Annotated in this window: 23 protein-coding genes; 19 read left to right on the top strand and 4 right to left on the bottom strand. The window is 27.6% G+C overall.

Annotated elements, in window-relative coordinates; all coding sequences use genetic code 11:
• Positions 1 to 200, bottom strand: a 200-nt coding sequence (locus BR69_RS0105230; RefSeq protein ID WP_027632241.1) for an HTH domain-containing protein, incomplete at its 3' end; no start/stop codon positions are given.
• A 362-nt stretch (positions 201 to 562) separates the two neighbouring features.
• Here BR69_RS0105230 and BR69_RS0105225 point away from each other — a divergent pair.
• From BR69_RS0105225 to BR69_RS0105185, 9 genes are all read left to right on the top strand, one after another.
• On the top strand, positions 563 to 916 hold the full coding sequence (locus BR69_RS0105225) for an SH3 domain-containing protein (RefSeq protein WP_027632240.1): 354 nt from the start codon (positions 563 to 565) through the stop codon (positions 914 to 916).
• A 99-nt stretch (positions 917 to 1,015) separates the two neighbouring features.
• Positions 1,016 to 1,225 carry an Rpo12/RPC10 RNA polymerase subunit family protein gene (locus tag BR69_RS0105220; RefSeq protein ID WP_027632239.1) on the top strand — a complete coding sequence of 70 codons (210 nt, stop codon included), beginning with the start codon at positions 1,016 to 1,018 and terminating at the stop codon, positions 1,223 to 1,225.
• 140 nt (positions 1,226 to 1,365) lie between these two features.
• Entirely contained in the window at positions 1,366 to 1,545 is a 180-nt protein-coding gene (locus BR69_RS0105215; RefSeq protein WP_027632238.1) for an aspartyl-phosphate phosphatase Spo0E family protein, read from the top strand.
• A 66-nt stretch (positions 1,546 to 1,611) separates the two neighbouring features.
• On the top strand, positions 1,612 to 2,391 hold the full coding sequence (gene terS, locus BR69_RS19995; protein WP_034849366.1) for a phage terminase small subunit: 780 nt from the start codon (positions 1,612 to 1,614) through the stop codon (positions 2,389 to 2,391).
• The gene (locus tag BR69_RS21665; protein ID WP_242840657.1) at positions 2,378 to 2,527 is read left to right on the top strand and encodes a hypothetical protein; all 150 of its coding nucleotides are present in this window, start codon (positions 2,378 to 2,380) and stop codon (positions 2,525 to 2,527) included. Before terS ends, BR69_RS21665 begins: the two co-directional genes overlap by 14 nt.
• On the top strand, positions 2,511 to 2,708 hold the full coding sequence (locus BR69_RS19990; RefSeq protein WP_150112247.1) for a hypothetical protein: 198 nt from the start codon (positions 2,511 to 2,513) through the stop codon (positions 2,706 to 2,708). The genes BR69_RS21665 and BR69_RS19990 overlap by 17 nt, the downstream gene beginning before the upstream one ends.
• 3 nt (positions 2,709 to 2,711) lie before the next feature.
• Positions 2,712 to 2,963 (top strand): phage holin family protein, encoded by a 252-nt coding sequence (locus BR69_RS0105195; RefSeq protein WP_027632237.1) that lies wholly within the window; start codon positions 2,712 to 2,714, stop codon positions 2,961 to 2,963.
• A 142-nt stretch (positions 2,964 to 3,105) separates the two neighbouring features.
• Entirely contained in the window at positions 3,106 to 4,323 is a 1,218-nt protein-coding gene (locus BR69_RS0105190) for a hypothetical protein (RefSeq protein ID WP_027632236.1), read from the top strand.
• Positions 4,324 to 4,495: 172 nt separating this feature from the next.
• Positions 4,496 to 5,266 (top strand): peptidoglycan recognition protein family protein, encoded by a 771-nt coding sequence (locus tag BR69_RS0105185; protein WP_027632235.1) that lies wholly within the window; start codon positions 4,496 to 4,498, stop codon positions 5,264 to 5,266.
• A gap of 871 nt (positions 5,267 to 6,137) precedes the next feature.
• On the opposite strand, the gene BR69_RS0105175 is transcribed toward BR69_RS0105185, so the two are convergent.
• The 3 genes from BR69_RS0105175 to BR69_RS0105165 form a co-directional block, all read right to left on the bottom strand.
• On the bottom strand, positions 6,138 to 6,725 hold the full coding sequence (locus BR69_RS0105175) for a hypothetical protein (RefSeq protein WP_027632234.1): 588 nt from the start codon (positions 6,723 to 6,725) through the stop codon (positions 6,138 to 6,140).
• 489 nt (positions 6,726 to 7,214) lie between these two features.
• Positions 7,215 to 7,454 carry a helix-turn-helix domain-containing protein gene (locus BR69_RS0105170; protein ID WP_027632233.1) on the bottom strand — a complete coding sequence of 80 codons (240 nt, stop codon included), beginning with the start codon at positions 7,452 to 7,454 and terminating at the stop codon, positions 7,215 to 7,217.
• Positions 7,455 to 7,900: 446 nt separating this feature from the next.
• The gene (locus tag BR69_RS0105165) at positions 7,901 to 8,077 is read right to left on the bottom strand and encodes a DUF6440 family protein (protein ID WP_027632232.1); all 177 of its coding nucleotides are present in this window, start codon (positions 8,075 to 8,077) and stop codon (positions 7,901 to 7,903) included.
• A gap of 368 nt (positions 8,078 to 8,445) precedes the next feature.
• On the opposite strand from BR69_RS0105165, the gene BR69_RS0105160 reads away from it, so the two are divergent.
• The 10 genes from BR69_RS0105160 (at position 8,446) to grdH (ending at position 20,792) form a co-directional block, all read left to right on the top strand.
• Positions 8,446 to 9,207: a DUF4127 family protein gene (locus tag BR69_RS0105160; protein WP_027632231.1), complete on the top strand. Its 762-nt coding sequence runs from the start codon at positions 8,446 to 8,448 to the stop codon at positions 9,205 to 9,207.
• 193 nt (positions 9,208 to 9,400) lie between these two features.
• Positions 9,401 to 10,219 (top strand): hypothetical protein, encoded by an 819-nt coding sequence (locus tag BR69_RS0105155; RefSeq protein WP_027632230.1) that lies wholly within the window; start codon positions 9,401 to 9,403, stop codon positions 10,217 to 10,219.
• 447 nt (positions 10,220 to 10,666) lie between these two features.
• Entirely contained in the window at positions 10,667 to 11,467 is an 801-nt protein-coding gene (locus tag BR69_RS0105150; RefSeq protein ID WP_027632229.1) for a GDSL-type esterase/lipase family protein, read from the top strand.
• Between the two features lie 14 nt (positions 11,468 to 11,481).
• A complete protein-coding gene (locus tag BR69_RS0105145; protein ID WP_027632228.1) occupies positions 11,482 to 11,967 on the top strand; it encodes a DUF4358 domain-containing protein in 486 nt (161 codons plus the stop codon).
• Between the two features lie 27 nt (positions 11,968 to 11,994).
• Positions 11,995 to 13,398: an MBOAT family O-acyltransferase gene (locus BR69_RS0105140; protein WP_027632227.1), complete on the top strand. Its 1,404-nt coding sequence runs from the start codon at positions 11,995 to 11,997 to the stop codon at positions 13,396 to 13,398.
• A gap of 99 nt (positions 13,399 to 13,497) precedes the next feature.
• Positions 13,498 to 14,667 carry a DHHW family protein gene (locus tag BR69_RS0105135; RefSeq protein WP_034849365.1) on the top strand — a complete coding sequence of 390 codons (1,170 nt, stop codon included), beginning with the start codon at positions 13,498 to 13,500 and terminating at the stop codon, positions 14,665 to 14,667.
• 262 nt (positions 14,668 to 14,929) lie between these two features.
• Positions 14,930 to 16,711, top strand: coding sequence for a helicase-related protein (locus BR69_RS0105130; RefSeq protein WP_027632225.1), 1,782 nt, complete (start codon positions 14,930 to 14,932; stop codon positions 16,709 to 16,711).
• A 485-nt stretch (positions 16,712 to 17,196) separates the two neighbouring features.
• Positions 17,197 to 17,856: a TetR/AcrR family transcriptional regulator gene (locus BR69_RS0105120; protein ID WP_027632224.1), complete on the top strand. Its 660-nt coding sequence runs from the start codon at positions 17,197 to 17,199 to the stop codon at positions 17,854 to 17,856.
• A 284-nt stretch (positions 17,857 to 18,140) separates the two neighbouring features.
• Entirely contained in the window at positions 18,141 to 19,466 is a 1,326-nt protein-coding gene (locus tag BR69_RS0105115) for a glycine/sarcosine/betaine reductase component B subunit (RefSeq protein ID WP_027632223.1), read from the top strand.
• 12 nt (positions 19,467 to 19,478) lie between these two features.
• The gene (grdH, locus tag BR69_RS0105110; protein WP_084315268.1) at positions 19,479 to 20,792 is read left to right on the top strand and encodes a betaine reductase selenoprotein B; all 1,314 of its coding nucleotides are present in this window, start codon (positions 19,479 to 19,481) and stop codon (positions 20,790 to 20,792) included.
• Positions 20,793 to 20,845: the final 53 nt, after the last annotated feature.

Here is a 20,845-nt window from a genome sequence, read left to right as displayed (position 1 = left end):
ATTCTTTTTAAACCGATTATATTAATATCAAAACCACATTCTGAAAATATATCTCTCGGGAATTTACCCTTTTCATTTTCGGCGATAAACAGTCTTTTAAACTCATCAGTGTATGTAATTCCTTTTTCGCTAACATTTTTAACATATTTATTATTAGAAAGTATTTCTATCTCTTCTTTTGAAAATAATTTCTCACTCATCTCTATTCACTCCTAACTTTATAATTCTATTATAAATATAAAAACCCTATAGAATAGACTTTTTTTTATCATGTCTACTCTATAGGGTATATTTTAACATCTAGGAAACTAGGTGTCTTTTTTATATAAGTTACTAAGAAAAATTAAAAAATTTTGCAAAAGTAAGATCTATATTAGTATTATAGAAATTTTCAAAGACATCCAATATTAAAATACTAGAATATTAATTACTTTGGTAAGCTTTCTATTATTAAATGTATATATTGTTAATAAAACCATAATAGATTCCAAATATAGAGGATATTACCACATAATAACGAATGTAATATATGAACAATAATTTATTATTTGGAGGGATTTATATGAAAAAAAGAATTCTATTAAGTACTCTTGGGCTAATTACTATACTTAGTGTAGGTTCAGCTTTTCCAGCAAAAGCTGATACTTTGAAAAATAATAATATAATTGAACATAAAAATTCAATTATAGCAGTAAGATCACAGTATCCTGGAATAATAATTGGTACAGAAGTAAGACTTAGAGCAGAGGCTGGAACTTCATCTAGAGTCATAAGATATCTTAATTTAAATGAAAAGGTATCAATTTTGGAATCTCAAGTAAAAGAAGTTGATGGATATAAATGGGATAAAATAAGGACTTATAATGGAGAAGTTGGATATGTAGCTAGTCAATATGTAGCAATAAGAACTGTATAAAGAATTCAACAATTTATAAACAAAAATAATTATATTATGCAAGGAAAGGCACTTAATAAATTGAGTGTCTTTTTTTATTTTAGAAAGGTAGGTGAGGATATGCTAAGTATTTATACAAGCTATAGCTGCAGCAGATGTAAAAAAGAATTTGTATTACTAAGTGAAGATATACAAAGATTACAAGGATACTTAGTGTGTCCTTACTGCAGTAATAGAAATATTAGGAAGCAAAGAGCTGCAGACAGTTTAAAAGAGTGTATGCAAGAAAGAGCTTCTGTAAGAGTTAAAGGTGCTTTAAGGCAAAAATAAGGATATGATATTGTGAGCAAAGGATATTTGTAAATGAGTATTTAGCGGACCTAAATATTACTAGAGTTTATTAAGTAAAATTATATATAAGAATGATTAAAAATGTTTTTGTAGTTAATACTAATTATGGAGGTGTTAGTATGTCAGAATTAGAGGAACTATTAAAAGATATAGATATATTAAGGATACAATTAGAGCGTTTAATAAATGAAAAACAGGGTAACTTAGTTGATCATGAGGTAGTAACAGCGAGTAAAATATTAAATGCAGCATTAAATCAGTATAATAAGTTTATTGATGAAAAGTTAAAAACGAAATGAGCTCTTAATAGGGCTCTTTTTTATATACAAAATAAACAAATAAGAAACTAGCAATGAGGTGGTGGTATGGCAAAAGCAAGAAGTCCAAACAGGGATAAAGCATTTGAGATATACAAAGAACATAAAGGAAAGATTGATTTAGTTAAGATAGCAGAGATATTAAGTACTTCCCCTGGAACAATTAGAGGATGGAAGAATAAAGATAAGTGGAAACAAAAACTAAATGGAACGTTCCAAAAGGATGAAATAAAGAATACGGAACGTTCCAAAAGAAAAAGAGGAGCACCACCTAATAATAAAAATGCAGCAGGGCATGGAGCACCAGTTAAAAATAAAAATGCTGAGAAACATGGATTTTTTTCTAAGTATTTACCAGAAGATACTTTTCAAGTTATTCAGGAGATACAGGATAAGAATCCATTAGATATTTTATGGGAAAATATAAGCATTCAGTATGCTGCTATTATAAGAGCTCAAAGAATTATGTTTGTAGAATCTAAGGAAGAAATGATTAAGGAACTTAGAAAATCTAAGGTTAAAACAAAGGATAGAACTACAGAAAAAGCCACTACCAATGAAGTGGAAGAGGAATTTGAATATGAGTTTCAATTTGCTTGGGATAGGCGAGCTATTTTCCTGAATGCACAAAGTAGAGCCATGGGAGAGTTAAGAGGTCTTATTAAACAATATGATGAAATGCTAAATAATAATTGGGATTTAGCTACAGAGGGGCAGAAAGCTAGAATAGAAAAGCTTAAGGCTGATATAGCATTATCCAATAAAGAGACATTAGATAATGAATTAAAAGTAGTAATAGATTATGGTGATGAAGATGGCAGTAGTTAAAGCGCAGTTTAATCCTATATTTAAAGAAGCTAATAAGACTAAGAAGAGATATAGAGCTATGAAAGGTTCTGCAGGTAGTGGAAAGTCAGTAAATGTTGCACAGGATTATATTCTTAAACTTGGAGATAAGAACTAAAAGTAATGCTTACTTATCTACCAGATTGGACTACATAAGTAAAGGAGTAGATGATATAAGACTAGATATTAAAGCACAAGATAGACAAATTGCAGACATGAACTCTAGGCTAATAAGGGTTGAAGAAAGTAGTAAGTCGGCCCATAAAAGAATTGATACTATAGAAAAGGAAGGTGTATAGAATATGGATTTAACAAAATTTGTTCCAGAGCAGTTACTTATATTAGTAGCTGCTCTTTATGTTATAGGAATATTTTTAAAAGCATCTAAAATAAAAGATTGGACCATACCATGGATTCTATTAGTTGTAGGTATAATTGGAGCTATAGGAATAGAAGCAATAAGTATCTTAGCAATAATAGAAGGTGTTATATGTACTGGAGTTGCGGTACTAACTAATCAATTAATTAAGCAGAGTACAGAAAAAAATATCTAGGGAACTAGGTTGAAAATAAGAAGTAATATAGAGATATAAATACGAGTTTGAATAATTTATTTGTTTTTCAGTATAATTCCCCATAAACTATCACACAATAAAAATATAATAAAAAAGTTTCGTTCTTATTGGAGGGAATATTATGGGATGGAGTCCGAAATCAGTAATTAAGGGAGCTCGGGATACAACAAATTCTTTTAAAAAGGGAGCAAACACATTTATTCAAAATACGGCAGATGATATAAATCACTACATTAATCATACATTAAACTGTCTAGGAGACATTGATCAAATACGTATTCGTATGATGGAGAGATATATTCAGTACGAAACAATATATGTTAGATCATTAATTGAAGCCGGTATCATTCCTGCAACGCTTGTACGAAAAATTCAAGATCGTATTTTGGGAGCAGTAGATCCACCTCCAGAACCAATTCTGTTCCATCTAGAAAATCCGGAATGTGTATGGACAGGAGAACCTCCTAAAATGGTTGAGTTTGATACCTCAAGTAGAAGTCCTAGAACAAGGGTATACCCACTTATTTTTGTGCATGGAATGCAATATGCACGAAAGAAGGAAGATGCTTATAAATTTTATGAGGAATTTGAAAAAGCTACTAGACTGTTTAAAGGTGAAAGAGATCCGGATTCTGATGAATATGATGTTTATATTTTAAGTTATGATAGTGATCTCACAAATGAAACTAATTTATTAATACGGAGAGCTCTTGAAGCAGAGCTGGCAACAAACGTTGAAGATGACTCTCCATTACTATACCTTGCTATTTTATGGAGAGAGTTAGTTAATAGAGCTAGATATGCAGGAGAAAAATGTCTTACACCTTTATTTCATTCAATTTTTAGATTAGATGAACAAAAGTCTAAAAGTGGATATATAATTTCACATTCTTTAGGTAATGAGGCAGTAGCATTCGCAGCAAATAAATATTATTCTGGTAGGGAAAATACTTATATTCCAATATGCAAATCATGGTGGTGCATGGCTGCTGCTATTCCAGCTGATGCTTTTACTAATACTGGAGATTATGGAGTTACCCCTAAAATATCTAATGACACAATAGTTTGGTTCTCGAGGACAGACGAGGTACTCTCTTTATTATATCCTATGGGAAATACTGCACCTAGTGGTGAACCTATGTTAGCACTAGGTGTAACAGGAGCTCTTCAACATCAATATCCATTAACTAATTTAGATGTAACTTTGTGTACAGATATTACCCATGAAGTAGGTAATGGATACTTTAGAAAGCTCAGTAAAAACATCAGGTGGAGACTCGGTATTGATATGTGGCCAGGACGATTATGTGAATTAAATATCCCTTCGAGAAGAGACTAAATTTTCATGTTGTATTAGTACATGATATGACTGAAAAGAATATTGTACTATATATTTTAGAACATATATTCAGAGAATTATTTAAATAAAAACTTAGTTTACAAATATGAAAGTCTTTAGCTTATTAAAAGTTAAGGACTTTTTTAAGTTTAAATATAAGGGAGAGGATAATGTGAATATAAAAGAAAGCAATGTATCTTTTGGGAGCTTAAGTAAAAGAGAGATAACTAATAAAATAATTTTACACCATCCAGAATGCAATGGGTGGACTATAGAAAGGGTACATGATCTACACAAGAGGCAATTTAAATGGAGTGGTATAGGCTATCATTTCTATGTAAGAAAAGATGGTTCTATTTATAGAGGAAGACCAGAGTGGTCAATAGGAGCACATTGTCCAGGACAAAATGCAGTTAGTATAAGCGTGTGTTTAGAGGGAAACTATATGGTTGATAATATGCCAGAAGAACAATTTAATGCTACTATGGAGCTTGTAAGTTATCTTAAAAATAAATATGGAATTATAGAGATAGGAGGGCATAGGGATTATTATAGTACAGATTGCCCTGGAGCTAACTTTCCTTTAGAGAGATTTAAGGATAATTTAACAAATAATAATGTGGTTTTTAATAACAGAGAATGGATAAAAAAAGTACAAAGAGAACTTAATATACAATTTGGATCAGGATTAAATGAGGATGGCTATTATGGACCCAATACACAAAAGGCAAATGTTTTAGTAAAGAAAGGAGCAAGGGGAAATTTAACAAAACTTATACAAGAGAAGCTTATAAGTATTGGATATAATATAGGACAATGGGGTGCTGATGGAATTTTTGGACAAGGTACCTATGATTCTATAATTAGAATGCAATCAGATAAACATATAGGAGCCGATGGAATCGTGGGTCCTAACACATGGAGAATATTATTTACATCATAATAAAAGTTGACGTATAAACAACTTAGTGATAGTATCAAAAGAAATATATTATAAAATAAAAATTAGGAGTGCATTATGAAGATTCTTAAGAAAATTTTAGTATTCCTTATCTTTCTTATAGTGTTTTTAATGTTAAATACACAAATAGCTAGATAAGGGATTCCTATAGTCTAAGGAATCAAAGAACCTTGACTATAGGAGCACTCCTTTAATAATAATTTATAAAATAAAAAAGGTGGTCTAGGGAGAATAATCCTTAGACCACCTTTTTTATTTTAATCAAATATTGGAGAATTATGAATAACGTAGCTTTGTAATTATAGACAAAATTAAAGTTATTTATACCATTTTTAACCAATAAGTAGAAATCCTTAGCATTAATATATTATAGAATGTTTAAGGATTTTAATTTTATAATAAATACTTTTACATATAAGAATATTTTTAAATTTAGAAGGGATTTGATTCAATTATTCTATTCTTAAGATTAAAATATTTTAGAAACAAAATATCAAATTTAATATTTCCATAGATTTATTGATTTAAATGTAAATATAGTTATAAATTTCTATAAAAAGGTTTGATGTTAAGTAAAAATAATGTTATAAATAAGTTATAAATTATATTAATATTTTTTATAACTTAATACTGTATAGGTACTTAAAATATTTAATTAAAAATAAATTATATGACTGGAGGATACTTTATGGAGATAATAAAAGTAATATGTATGTTTATAATTGGGATAGGATCAGCTGTTATTGGTATAAAAATGATAAAAGATAATTTAAAAAGGCAAGTCTAATATTTTAAGTATTAATTTAATAAAAAGACAGAATATATATTCTGTCTTTTTATTAAAACTAATTATTTAGCTACAATTATCTTGAATAGCTTGGATTCCAAGAATAGTTGATGCAGTTTCTAACAATGCAGTTCCAAAACGATTAATATTTGCTTGGGTAAATCCTTCTCTAGCCAACGCAACAAGTGCTGTAGCTGCTGCGCTTACTCCTCCAGCGGCAGCTATGAAGTTCTTAAGTTTCATAAGTAATCCTACTCCAAGAATTGTACTACCAACTAACCAAGTTATAGCGGCTACACACTTTGTGACATCCCACCATCCATAAAGAATAACTCCAGAATTTTCATCAGCATTTTCAGCATCAGCAAATTTTATATCTACCCCATGAAGTATTAAGAAATCAGATATTTCTTTAGGATCTCCTTTTTCTAATAATTCCATTGGCATTTTTTCTATTGCATTAAATAGTATTTCAATTCCTTCGTTGCTTAAATCACGAAAAGTGTTAGCTGCATCCGGATTTGTAACACTCAATTGTTTAACAACATCCTCTTTAATTTTATTTACAGTAGAAGCTGAAGCTGGAACAGTGCCGGTTATAAGTAGTGTTGATACTAAAGCGGCAGCTATAATTCCTTTTTTCTTTAAAATCATAATAAGTCATTCCTTTCGTAATACAAATTTTCAATATAATTACAATTGATATAATGCAATTATACAATTACTTTGCATATGATTCAAGCGTTTTTAGGAAAAATATGTATATAATAGAAAATTTGTATATTATTACAAGTAGCTATAGGTAATTACTTAATTTTTTTATGATAACTAGATTAATATATTTAAGTAATTAATTTTCATATTGAGATAATTGGAAAAAGAATGTGGTATATGATATGAATCTATATAAATATAAATTTATATTGTAAAACAAGGATTATAGTATAACAGGATGGGAAGTTGAAGAGGATGGAATAGTATTTTCTTTCTTGGTAAACTAAAAGAAGGTAGTGAATTAGCTACCTTCTTTTTAGTTTAAATAGTTATACATTATAGTAGTTTAATATTATCTAAATTTGTTAAATCTTTTCCTTCATATTCATCTAAAAATCTTATTACCTCAGAGTTTCTGATTTTTAAACTTCATACCTTCATAGCTCTTAATAGTTTCTTATCAACTAAAGTATAAATCATATTTTTATTAGTCTTAAGAAGTTCAGCTACTTCGGATACAGATAAAAGATAATCAGAAGTTATTTTTTCTTCAGTTGATATAACTACATTGGTATTAATAGGTTTTAATTGTATCTGCTCATTAATCATAGAAACAAATTTTTCTATATCTTTTTCTGATATAGTCATTGTCATGTTTATAGAAAACATATATGTACCTCCTTCTATTATTAAGATAGCTTTAATCATAACAAAAAGGAAGTATTAGAGGATACGATGATACTAAAAATTATCTTAACTATTCAAGGTTATGCAAATATTACGGGTATAGTAATGAATAAATATTGAAGAAGGAACTTTATAAAAATGAAAGAGGTAGTAAATTTAATTTTACTACCTCTTTACTGATTATCTTAAAGAATATTTTTGACGGCAAAAAAACGTCAAAAAATATATAGTAAGATATAATAAAATTTACTAATACCCCATTAATAAATACTCCTATATGCCTAGATACATCAACATTTGCATATGATTAATATTTGAACACTAATATGCTATTGAAAATTACATAAAAAATATAAAAACCAAGCAGTTTTAACAGCTTGGTTTCTTGTACTTCATTAAAGTTTCATTAAATTAAATGATAAATTATATTATTCATCTCTTGTTATAATTGGATTGCCTTGTGAGTCTAATAATATAGTTACTCCACCTGCAGCACCATTACTAATATATAGATAGTTTACTCCAGTTTCTGTGTCAACTATCACTCTATAACTTTCTAGGGCTCCTTCTGAAGATACAACCTTAAATCTTTTTTCTTTTTTCATTAATTTACCTCCTAAAGCTAAATCTTTATTATTTTTATAAATTAGTCTACATACAATAAAAATTGTTTGAGTTTAAATTACAATTTAGGTAAATTATAGCATAAGCATAGCTTCAATGACTAGTTATTTAGCTAAATCAAATTCAAGGGAGACTTATATGTTTGAGTAAATACAGTGTTTAATGTTAGACAAGTTGAAAAGTTTTATTGATTCTAAGTTGTGCAACGAAATAAATATTATGTAAACTAAATTAAAAGTAAACCAAAAACAAAATACGGTTACAAACAAGTATTTAAGGGAAAGTTGTGGTAGAATATTCTTAGAAATATTCTGTAAAATATTATTAAGGGGTAAAAGAAGGGGAATACATGGAAAAAATAGTATACATATCAAAGACAGAAAATAGAGATTTAAAAGATTTATGTAGTATATCTTTAGATTATGAGATTGTACATATAAAAGATTTAAAAGAATTAAAGCTAATCAATAATATAATAGGATTCATAATTTCCGTAGATGATTTTAATAATGAAATCCATGAATTAGAAAAAGTAATAACTAATTTAAAGAAGGAAAAAAGTATTATAGCCTATGGCTTCAGTTACAATAAGGATTTTAATAATACTTTCTTGGATTATCACATTAAGGATAAAATGCTAGGGGTACATATATTATTACTTACTAAATTATTTAATGAAATTAATAATAATAATCCTTTAGTTTATGTGAAAAATACTGAAGAACATATAGAAGATGAGATTATAAAAGCCATAGAAATTACTGGAGGAATAAAGATTGATTCCATGGAGGAATCTGATATATTATTTTTTATAAATAATTCTGAGGATAACTTGCTTGCTACTATAGAATATCTATATGATTCTTTAATGACTTATGGAAAATCTATTGGTTTATTAGACAATTCTTTTGGTGATAAGACACGTAAAAAGTTTATAGAATTATTAAAGGAAAAAGATCTTTTGAGAGAAATAATGTCTTATTCATATAAGAGAGAAGAATATAATCTGCAATATTCTTTAAGTCAATCTATGATAGCATGGCTCTATGGGAACAATAAGATTAATAAGGAATTAAAAACTAGAATAATAGAGGAAAGTAGTAAAGCTTGATTTTAAATATTTTTATTAGAAATAAATTGTTATTTAAGTAGAACTGTAACTTTAATTACTCTACATAATTAGGGTTGTGTGTAGAAGTAGAGATTCAATGGCTGGGATTAACTATGATTTATAATAAGTAAAAAATCAAGTTAGTTTATTTTATAAATTTATTAATTATATTAAGTTAAGGGGTTAAATGCATATGAATAAATTTTTGAAGTTTTTTAAAAAGAGAGTTATAGCCTTAGATTTACTTCAAGGCTATGTAAGAATTCTAGATCCTAATGAAGAGGAGATAATATGTACTAGTATAGAGGATTTTATAAAAGATAAAAATATTAGTGAAGCTTTAGCTGAAAAATTTAAAAATGAAGACTATATATATGATGATGAGGCTATGGACATACTGTTTAAGCATGTAATAAGTGGAAGGACCAAGGGACTTGGAAATATATTTCTTATAGTTTCTATTCCTCATGAAATGTTAGCTAATATAAATGAAGCTAAACCTATAAATATACTTAAAGGCATATTTAAGAAGTATATAATAAAGGGAGTATTTTTTACTTCAAATATTTTAGTTGCAGCTTCAGGAGAAGAGGAGAAGATTTTTGCATTAAATGATGAAGCAGTTTTTGAGAAATCTAGATTTATATATTCCTATAAGAATCATACATATATATGTATTGTGTTTGGTGGTGGATGCTTTTTTGTCAAAAGAGTTGAGAAAAACTTTTCTAATATAGATTCCTTAGATTTAGAAAAGATGATTAAGGATTTAGAATTAGAAATAAGTAAAGAACTACCTAAAGAATATGATATATCATTAATAAAAAAGGAAGATAGGCAAATAGTAAAGAAAAGTTGGGACCTTCCTTTAACTAATAAAGTATATATAGTATCAGAAAATTGTAACATAGAAGCATTAAGACATAGTTTACCTGAATATAAATTTATAGAATGTACCGATTATAATAAGGTTATACTAGATGGGCTTACTGAGGGTATTAAAAAGCTTTAGGAATTAATATAAAATTTAAAAAATTAGATTTTTAAATAAAAAAGAAAGACTTTTCATAAGTCTTTCTTTTTATTTAGTATTATTTAATTCTCGGTTTTCCATCAGCAATATAAAACTTATATATAAGTATATAAACTATCCATTTTAGAAATTAATATTTTAAGTAATCTACCATCTTAAAAAAATCTTTTTAAAGAAACATAAGTTTTTTATTTTATAGCTTCAAAATAGTGATAAATTTTTATAGTTAATTAATATATGAGACTAGGTGTCAAAAATTAGCTTATTTAAAACATTAATAGTTTATTTAATTAAAGTAATTTATTAATATTTTAAGAAATATAACACTTTGTTATATTTAAGTAACTAATTTTTAATCAAATGAAAAAAAATCAGGAGTATAATAATTAATTATTAGTCACTTTATGTTGAAAGAGGGAGAAGGCAATGGTAAAAGAAAGGATAAAGAGAAAAAGAAAAAGTAAGATTAGAACAATTATAATATTAGGAGGTGTTATTTTAGTAAGCTTTTCATCTTTTATTATTGCAAGAAAATACTTTAAGAGAAAATTAGATTTAAATTTAATAGAAAAGGGATGCTTAGAACTTAAAAATTTAGATAATAAAAATATAGAAGAAATAGAAGGAAAAATATTATTAAGTAGGAGTAAAAAAGAGGAGAGTAGTATACCAGAAAATAAGGAAAGAAATATTAATATGGATAACAAAGAGTATTTTAGTAAGGACTTATTTATGGGGGATTCCATAACTGAAGCCATGCCATATTATAAAGTTTTAAATGATTCATCAGTTATTGCAAAAAAAGGAGAGACTACTGTAAAGGCACATGAATATATAGACAAGGTAGTAAGTAAAAATCCAGAAAGAATTTTTCTTATGTATGGAATGAATGATTTAACCCTTTTTAGCAGTAGTGATGATTTTATAAAAGAATATAGTAACCTTATAGAAAAAATACAAAAGAACCTACCTAAAACAAAAATATATGTACAATCCATATTGCCAGTGGAAGAAAAAGCTGTCTCCAAGAATAAGGACTTATCTAGGGATAGAGTTTATGAATTTAACAACGCAATTAATAAAATGGCTAAAGAACTAAAAGTAAACTATATTAATTTAACAAGTACTATAGAAAATAAGGATAATTTTTATGAGCCAGATGGGATACATCCTAAGGCCAATTTTTATAGTATATGGTTAGATTATATAAAGAATACCTTAAAGTAAAGGAAGAAAGTAAAATGAAAAAAATAGGATTAAATAAATATTTCTATATTTTCTTTTCTATAACTCTTTGCATATTGCTATTATTAAAAAATATTATAGTTGGAGAAATTAAAGATCCATCTATTAAAGATATTGAGAGTAGTATAAGACCATATGGAGATTCAGAAATCATGGAAGAAGGAGATGCTAAGGACTTAAAAAAACTTTATGGCATCAATTCAAAAGATATTGAGGACTTTATCTTATACATGCCAGAATCTAATATGAAAGCTAGTGAAATTATTGTTATAAGATTAAAGACTAAGGAAAGTAAGGATATTATTAAAGAAAAGGTTGAAAAAAGAGCTGACAACCAAGGGAATAGTTTCGAGAATTATGTACCAGAAGAATATGATCTTATAAAGAATAAGGTTGTAGAAGAAAAAGGTAATTATATCTTTATGGTTATACATAAAGATTCAGATAAAATAAAAGAAGACTTTAATGAAAATTTTAAATAGTTACATAAGAAAAGTGGAGGTAGTAAGGTGGTTTTTAGTAGCATAATCTTCATATTTGTATTTTTACCCATAACTGTTTTGGTGTATTTTATTTCACCTAAGTCAATTAGAAATTTTATAATACTTATCTCTAGCCTTATCTTTTATGGGTGGGGAGAACCTATATACATAAGTATAATGATTTTTTCTACAATATTTGATTATATAAATGGAATTATTATAGACAAATACAGAAACAATAAAGCTTTAACTAGTGGTATATTTCTAAACTCCATTGTAATAAACCTAGGGATATTATTCTTCTTTAAATACTATGGATTTTTAATATCAAATATAAATGGAATTCTAGGTTTAAATATAGAAGTACATACATTACCCTTACCAGTTGGAATATCATTTTATACCTTTCAAACCATGTCTTATGTTATAGACGTATATCTTAATAAGGTTAAGGTTCAAAAAAATATAATTTCCTTTGGAGCTTATGTAACTATGTTTCCACAGCTTGTAGCAGGACCAATAGTAAAGTATAGTGATGTTGAAAAGGAATTAAATAATAGAAAGGAAACCTTTGAAAAGTTTGGAGAAGGTGTAGAAAGATTTATTCTAGGTCTTGGAAAGAAGGTTCTTTTAGCTAATAATATAGGATTTTTATGGACAACCATTAAGGGAACCAATATAGAAGAACTATCTGTGGTAACCGCTTGGATAGGTATAATAGCCTTTACATTTCAAATATATTTTGATTTTAGTGGATATTCTGATATGGCCATAGGACTTGGAAAAATATTTGGATTTAATTTTATAGAAAACTTTAATTATCCTTATATATCAAAAAGTGTTACAGAATTTTGGAGAAGGTGGCATATGTCTCTTGGAGGATGGTTTAGGGAATATGTATACATACCTTTAGGTGGTAATAGAGAAGGACTTAAAAAGCAGATTAGAAATCTATTAATTGTATGGTTTCTTACAGGATTTTGGCATGGAGCAAGTTGGAACTTTATATTATGGGGAGTATATTTTGGTATATTCATAATTATAGAGAAGCTTTTTCTAGGGAAATATTTAAATAAACATTCTATTTTTGCTCATATATATACAATGATAATTATTATTGTAGGATGGGTATTATTCGAATTTGATAACGTAATTCAAGGGTTTAAATATATAGAAACTATGTTTTTATTATCTTCAAATGTATTAGTAGACAGTAGTACAATTTATTACTTGAAAACTAACGGCTTGCTTTTTATTATGCTTATAATTTTATCAACCCCTTTAGTATATAATTTTATAAATAAAGCAAAGAAAGCATCAAAAATAAAAAACATATTAACAATATCCTTAATTCATATAATGATTTTATTTTTATCTATATCTTATTTAATTAATGAGACCTATAATCCATTTTTATATTTTAGATTTTAAAGTAGTTTAATCTATATTACATATTAACATTAGTAATTAGAATATAGAGTTTTATCATAAATAAAATTATAGAATTATAAAGGAGTAATAACATATATAATGAATAATAAAGTTAAGAAGAAAAAAATAGATACTGTATATAAGAGATTAATAGCTCTAGAGTTCATTATCTTTATAGGTGTATTTTGTATATTTAATCTAATAAAGCCTGATAAAACATTTTCAGAAGAAGAAAATAGAAATCTTACTGCAAAGCCTAAACTAACTATGGAGTCTATTTTAGATGGAAGTTTTTCTTCAAAATATGAAAAGTATATAACAGATCAATTTGTATTTAGAAATCTTTTTATTGGAGTAAAATCTGATACAGAAAGACTAATAGGAAAAAAAGAAAATAATAATGTATATGTAGGAGAAGATGGATATTTAATGGAGAAGTTTAAAACTCCAGAGGGTAATAAAATAAAAGATAAAGTAGATGTAATAAATATGTTTTCTAAAAAATTTTCTAATATAAATAAGTATTTTCTCCTTGTGCCTAATTCCATGGAGATTTTAAAAGATAAGTTACCTAATAATGCTCCAGTAGATACTCAATTAGAATATATGAATAATGTTGAAAGCTCTTTAGATAAAGGGATAAAATTTATTAATCCCTACGAAAATTTAGCTAAACATAAGGATGAGTATATATATTATAAAACAGATCATCACTGGACAACTAGGGGAGCATATTATGGATATGAAACCTTAATTGATACTATGGAGCTAAATAAAAAAACAGCAGAAGATTTTAATATTAATAAAGTATCTAATAGTTTTTATGGAAGTTTATATTCTAAAGGAGGGTTTAAACATTTAACTCCAGATTCTATAGAAGTTTATTTGCCAAAGAATGAAGTAGAAAATGTAGTAACTTATGTGGAGGAGAATGTAAAGAAACCAAGTGTTTATAGTGTAGAAGACTTAAAGAAGAAAGATAAATATTCTGTATTTTTCAATGGAAACCATCCATTAATTAAGATAGATACAACTTCTGATAAAAATAGAAAATTATTAGTTTTAAAGGATTCTTACGCAAATAGTCTTGTTCCATTTTTAACAGAAGACTTTAATGCTATATATATGGTTGATTTAAGATACTATAATGATGATGTATCAAAGATTATAAAAGATGAAGGGATAACAGATGTATTAATGTTATATAACGTAAATACATTTTCTAGTGAAGAATCCTTAGCTAATTTAATTTCAATAGATGACAATTAGAAGTTATTTGATTTGAAAAATAATATAATATTTTATAAAAGGGTATAGGATTAAAATTCTAATGAGTTTTAATTCTATACCTTTTTATTAATATATCTTATGTTTACATAATCTATAATTTCTTTTAGAGAGATGAGGGTAAATTTCTTCTAAGAATATACCCTAAAAGTGCATGGAGATTATTGGAGTAAAATAAATAGAATGTACTTATTTAATAAGTATATACTAAGATAAAGAAAGCTAAAGTTTAGGAGCTGATTTTATGAAAATACAGGGTGCTGAAAGAGAGTTTAAGAAAATAAAAGAACAGCTAGCCACTATTAAAAATATAATTTTTAATAGTAAGGATAAAGCAAATTTTCAAAATGAAAAGTTTCTTAGAGATAAAATAACATTACTTAAAGAGGTAAAGTTAGCTATAAGAAAGAGTAAAAATGAAAAGAAGGTTAGGGAAGTAGATAAAATAATTCAAGAGTATGAAGAACTTTTAGAATATATATCAGAAAAGATAGTAGAAAATTATAATAGGCAAAATAAAACAGAGTTTAATTTTCAAGAACTTAAGTCCACATATTATGAAGGATATTTGTACTCAGGAATATTAAATGTGCTAATTACAAGGCATATTCCAAAACTTATTAATAAGAGCCTAGATATAATGTTTAAAGAAAATCCAAAGGAGGAATATGAAAAAACAAGAGAAATTAAACGAAAGATATATCTTCATTTAGGCGACACAAATACTGGGAAGACCTATAATGCAATGGAAAGCTTAAAGAAATGTAAAAATGGAATATATCTTTCTCCTCTTAGGATATTAGCTCTTGAAAATTTTGAGAAATTAAATAATGAAGGTATAATTTGTAGTCTTTTAACTGGGGAAGAAGAAATAAAAAGGGAAGGAGCTACTCATATAAGTTCTACCATAGAAACTTTAAATCTTTCTAGGGAATATGAAGTAGCTGTAATAGATGAAATTCAACTTATAGGAGACAAAAAGAGAGGATATGCATGGACTAGAGCACTATTAGGATTGCAGTGTAAAGAAATACATATATGTGGTGCTATAAATACTAAAGACTTATTAATAAATATAATTGAAGATATAGGAGATGAGTATATCTTAAAGGAATATAAAAGAGATATTCCACTAATTTTAGAGAATAAGGGTTTTAGTGAAAGACAGGTTAACCAAGGAGATGCACTAGTGATGTTTTCTAAGAAGAAAGTTTTAGAAATGGCTACTTTTTATAGTAATAATGGAGTTAAGACTAGCCTTATTTATGGGGATTTACCCCCAGAGGTTAGAAGACTTCAGTATGAGGAGTTTTTAAAAGGGAAAAGTAAAATATTAATAACCACAGATGCTATAGGTATGGGAGTGAATTTACCAATAAAAAGAATAGTATTTATAGACATTAAAAAGTTTGATGGGGAAGAAATAAGATATTTAACATCTCAAGAAATAAAGCAAATAGCAGGAAGATCAGGGAGAAAAGGTATATATGATAAAGGATATGTAAGTTCTTATACTAATTATTATGACCATATAAGTGAAGCATTAAATAGAGAAGATACAAAGATAAACTGCGCAATATTAGGTCCAAGTGAGGATATATTAAAAATAAAAGGTGCGTCTTTAAGGGAAAAACTATCCATTTGGAGTGAGAGACCAATAGATATAAAGTTTTATAGAAAAATGGACATAAGTAAATACCTTATAATATTAGATGCTATAAAAAGATACAAATTAGAGGAAAGTATTCAATGGAAATTATTAAAGGTTCCTTTTGATGAGGAAAATGAAAATCTTATGGAATGTTTTTTATTTTATATAGATGAATTATTTATATTAAATAAGGATGAGATAGAAAAACCTAGATTAAAGTATAATACCTTACATGAGCTTGAAGAATATTACCAGAAGATAAATATATATTATTCCTTTGGAAAGCTATTTAAAATAAAATTTAATGAGAAATGGGTTTATGAAGAAAGAATAAAAATTAGTGAATCCATAAATAGATTTCTTATAAACATTTAGTGTTACAAAAATGTAAGTTAGAATATGAAAAGTGTAATACTAATAAAGGGAAATAGCCATAAAAAAATAGTATACTTATATCATAAAGTTTTATAAAAGTATTCTAATGTTTAAACAGCTTAAAGGATAACATTTGAATTGGGTATATTATAAAAACAGTAAGTATTAATTAAAAAAATATAAATGATTTTAATTAATATATGAGATATAAATATTTATTTTTGGGAGGATTACTTATGAGTAAAATAGTAAGAATATTATGGGTTATAAGCAGAGAAAGTATAAAGGTTATATTTTTAGGAAAGAACGCAATAAACAATGTCAATATATAAAAATCTAATAGAGCTTTTAAAGTTTACCCTATAGTATGGATATGTTAAAATGTCTATTCTATAGGGTTTTTATATTAATTAGCATTATGTTGAAGGAGTTTTTAGGAATTTATAGAAGTAGATTATTATTGGTATGAATTTAAGGGGGATATTATGGAGAAAATAGACATAAAAAAAAGGCGTATGATGAAATATTTTATAGAGGCTGCTAGAGATATAATAGATAGTGATGGAATTGAAGAGGTTACAATAAGAAAGGTAGCATCTAAAGCAGGATATAATAGCTCAACTCTTTATAATTACTTTGATAACTTAGAACACTTAATTTTTTTTGCTGTTTTTCACTATTTTCATGACTATACCAACGATATAGGAAATAAAATTAAATTTACTAAAAATTCTATGGAAAGATTTCTTATTATCTGGGAATCATTTTGTCTTCATTCATTTAGACATCCAAAGATATATAAAACTATGTTTTTTGGAGACTTTAATAAATCTATAGATGAATCTATTAAGGCTTATTATAGAATATTTCCAGATGAAACTACTCATCTTACTGAAGAAACTAAAAAGATGGTGGAGAGTGGGGATATATATTTAAGAAATAGACTTCTTTTAGATACTTGCGCAAAGGAAGGGTATATAAATGAAAAGTATATAAATGAATTGAATGAAATAATCTTACTTACTTATGAATCTGTTATTAATAGGTATATTAATAACAAACTAGATGGAAGTCCTGAGGAGGTTACCTATAAATTTATGACTTATTTAAAAAGAATAATAGAAGGATCCCTTATTGAGCCATAAGGAATTGTTATATTACTATAGAAACTTTAATAAATTTAAAACTCCTAAATAATTTAGGAGTTTTTTGTTGTTTTAAAGGAGAAAAATGATGAAATATAAAGAATTATAGATAGGTTTATAAAAAATATAAGAAAAAATTATTATATAAATTTAATTAAATTGAAAATATAGAATTGTCAGAAAATATAATCGTGATTATAGAAAAAACAAATTGGTAATGTAATCATGATTAAATTATTATGATTTTAAGGAATGTTAAAAAAATATCAGGAAGGAGTATAGTTATGAATTTAGAAATTGGAAACTTTTATGTTAAGGACATGAGGTTTGGAGAAAAGACGGATTTTGAGAATGGAATATTAACTATTAACAAGCAAGAGGCTTTAGATTTTCTTATGGAGGATAGTCACCTAAGAGAAGCTGACCTTTATATTGTAAAGCCAGGAGATAAGGTCAGGTTAGTACCAGTAAAAGAAGCTATAGAGCCAAGAGTTAAATTAGACAATTCCCCGCTATTTCCAGGATATACAGGAGAACTCTCAAAGTGTGGACATGGAAGATGTCATGCGTTAAAAGATATATCAGTAATTGTAGTTGGTAAACATTGGGGAGGATTTCAAGATGGGCTTATAGATATGAGTGGAATAGGAGCACAATATTCTTATTTTTCTACTCTTAAAAATCTTGTTTTAGTTGCAGATAGTGATGAGGATTTTGAAAAAAATGAGCAGCAGAAAAAAAATAATGCTCTTAGAAGAGCTGGACATAGATTAGCAGAGTTTATAGGCAGCTGTGTAAGAGAGAAAACTCCAGAGGAAATAGAAGAATTTAAATTAGATCCTTTAACAAAAAGGAAGGAAGATACTAGAAATCTTAAAAATGTAGTTTTAGTACTTCAGCCTCAGTCACAAATGGAGGAACTAGGTTACAATGATTTAATTTATGGATGGGATGCTAATAGAATGGTTCCTACATTTATGCATCCTAATGAGATATTAGATGGAGCTATGGTATCAGGAAGTTTTATGCCATGTTCATCAAAATGGAGCACCTATGATTTTCAAAACTTTCCTATGATTAAAAGGTTATATAAGGAGCATGGAAAAACAATAAATTTCTTAGGGGTAATAATGTCTAATCTAAATGTAGCCTTAGATCAAAAAGAAAGAGCAGCACTATTTGTAGCTAATATAGCAAAAAATTTAGGTGCTGATGCTGCAGTTGTAGCAGAAGAAGGTTATGGAAATCCAGATGCAGATTTTATAGCATGTATAGTAGCATTAGAAAACGAGGGTATAAAAACTGTTGGATTAACTAATGAATGTACAGGAAGAGATGGAAAGTCTCAGCCACTTGTATCTTTAGATGAAAAGGCAAATGCTATAGTATCTTGTGGAAATGTTTCAGAACTTATTGAGCTTCCTCCTATGGAGACAGTTCTTGGAGAACTTAGTGCCTTAGGAAGAGATGGGCTTTCAGGGGGATGGGCAGAGGATGAGATTTTAGGACCTTCTGTACGAGAAGATGGATCAGTAATTATGGAAAATAACTCAATGTTTTGTGGAGATCAAGTAGTAGGTTGGTCAACAAAGACTATGAGGGAATTTTAGGAGGAAAATATTATGAAAAAAGCTATACTTTATGTAAATCAATTTTTCGGACAAGTAGGAGGAGAAGATAAGGCAGATTTTTCACCAGAAATAAGAGAAGGTTTAGTTGGACCTGCTATGCAATTAGATAGGGTTCTAAAAGAAGCTAAAGTAAGTCATACCATAATATGTGGAGATAATTTTATAGGTTCTAATACTGAGGAAGCTATAGAAAAGATATTAAATTTTCTAGAGGATAAAGAGTTTCATATATTCTTTGCTGGTCCTGCATTCCAAGCTGGAAGATACGGGTTTGCATGTGGAGAAGTATGTAAGGCTGTTAAGGAAAAATTTAATGTACCAGTGATAACTTCTATGCATGAAGAAAATCCAGGGGTAGAAATGTTTAAACAGGATATGTATGTTTTTAAAGGTGGTCATAGTGCTGCCAAAATGAGAAAAGACATAGAAAATATGGCTAGGTTTGGAGATAAGCTTCTAAGAGAAGAAGAGAATAAGGGAGCAGCAGAAGAAGGGTATTATGGAAGAGGAGTAAGACATCAAGTATTAAGAGAGGATAAAATTTCTTCCGCAGATAGGGTTATAGATATGCTTCTAAAGAAGATAAATGGTGAGGAATATATATCAGAACTACCTATACCAAAAGCAGATAGAGTTCCAATAGCATCACCTATAAAAGATCTATCCTTAGCTAATATAGCAGTAGTAACAACAGGAGGAATTGTACCAGTTGATAATCCAGATAGAATACAATCTGCTTCTGCTACTAGGTGGGGAAAATATGATATATCTAAGATAGACAACTTAGAGCAAGGAATATATAAAACTATTCATGCTGGATTTGATCCATCAGCAGCTGATAAAGATCCAGATGTTATAGTTCCTATAGATGTATTAAAAGTCTTTGAAAAGGATAAAAAGATAGGAAAACTTCATAATTATTTTTATTCTACTGTAGGTACTGGAACAACTCAAGGAGAGGCAGCTAGAATGGCAAAGGAGATTATTCCTTATTTGCTAGAAGACAAAGTTGATGGAGTTATTCTTACCTCCACATGAGGAACTTGTACACGTTGCGGTGCAACTATGGTAAAAGAAATAGAGAGAGCTGGAATCCCTATTGTTCAGATGGCAAACTTAATTCCAGTGTCTAAAACTGTAGGAGCTAATAAAATAGTTCCAACTATTTCAATTCCATATCCATTAGGAGATCCATCTACAAGTAAAAAAGAGCAGTTAAAGTTAAGAAGTCATAGGGTAGAAGTAGCATTAAATGCTTTAACTGAAGATGTAAAAGAGCAAACTGTATTTAAGGTTAAAATTTAATTTAATTGGGAAATGGACTTATCTATTTCCCAATTAACCTTATAAATTATACC

Source organism: Clostridium hydrogeniformans DSM 21757 (assembly GCF_000686705.1).
Lineage (GTDB): Bacteria > Bacillota > Clostridia > Clostridiales > Clostridiaceae > Clostridium_Z > Clostridium_Z hydrogeniformans.
The sequence above is the reverse complement of the archived record's forward strand: the minus strand, read 5'-3'. Positions and strand labels throughout refer to the sequence as shown.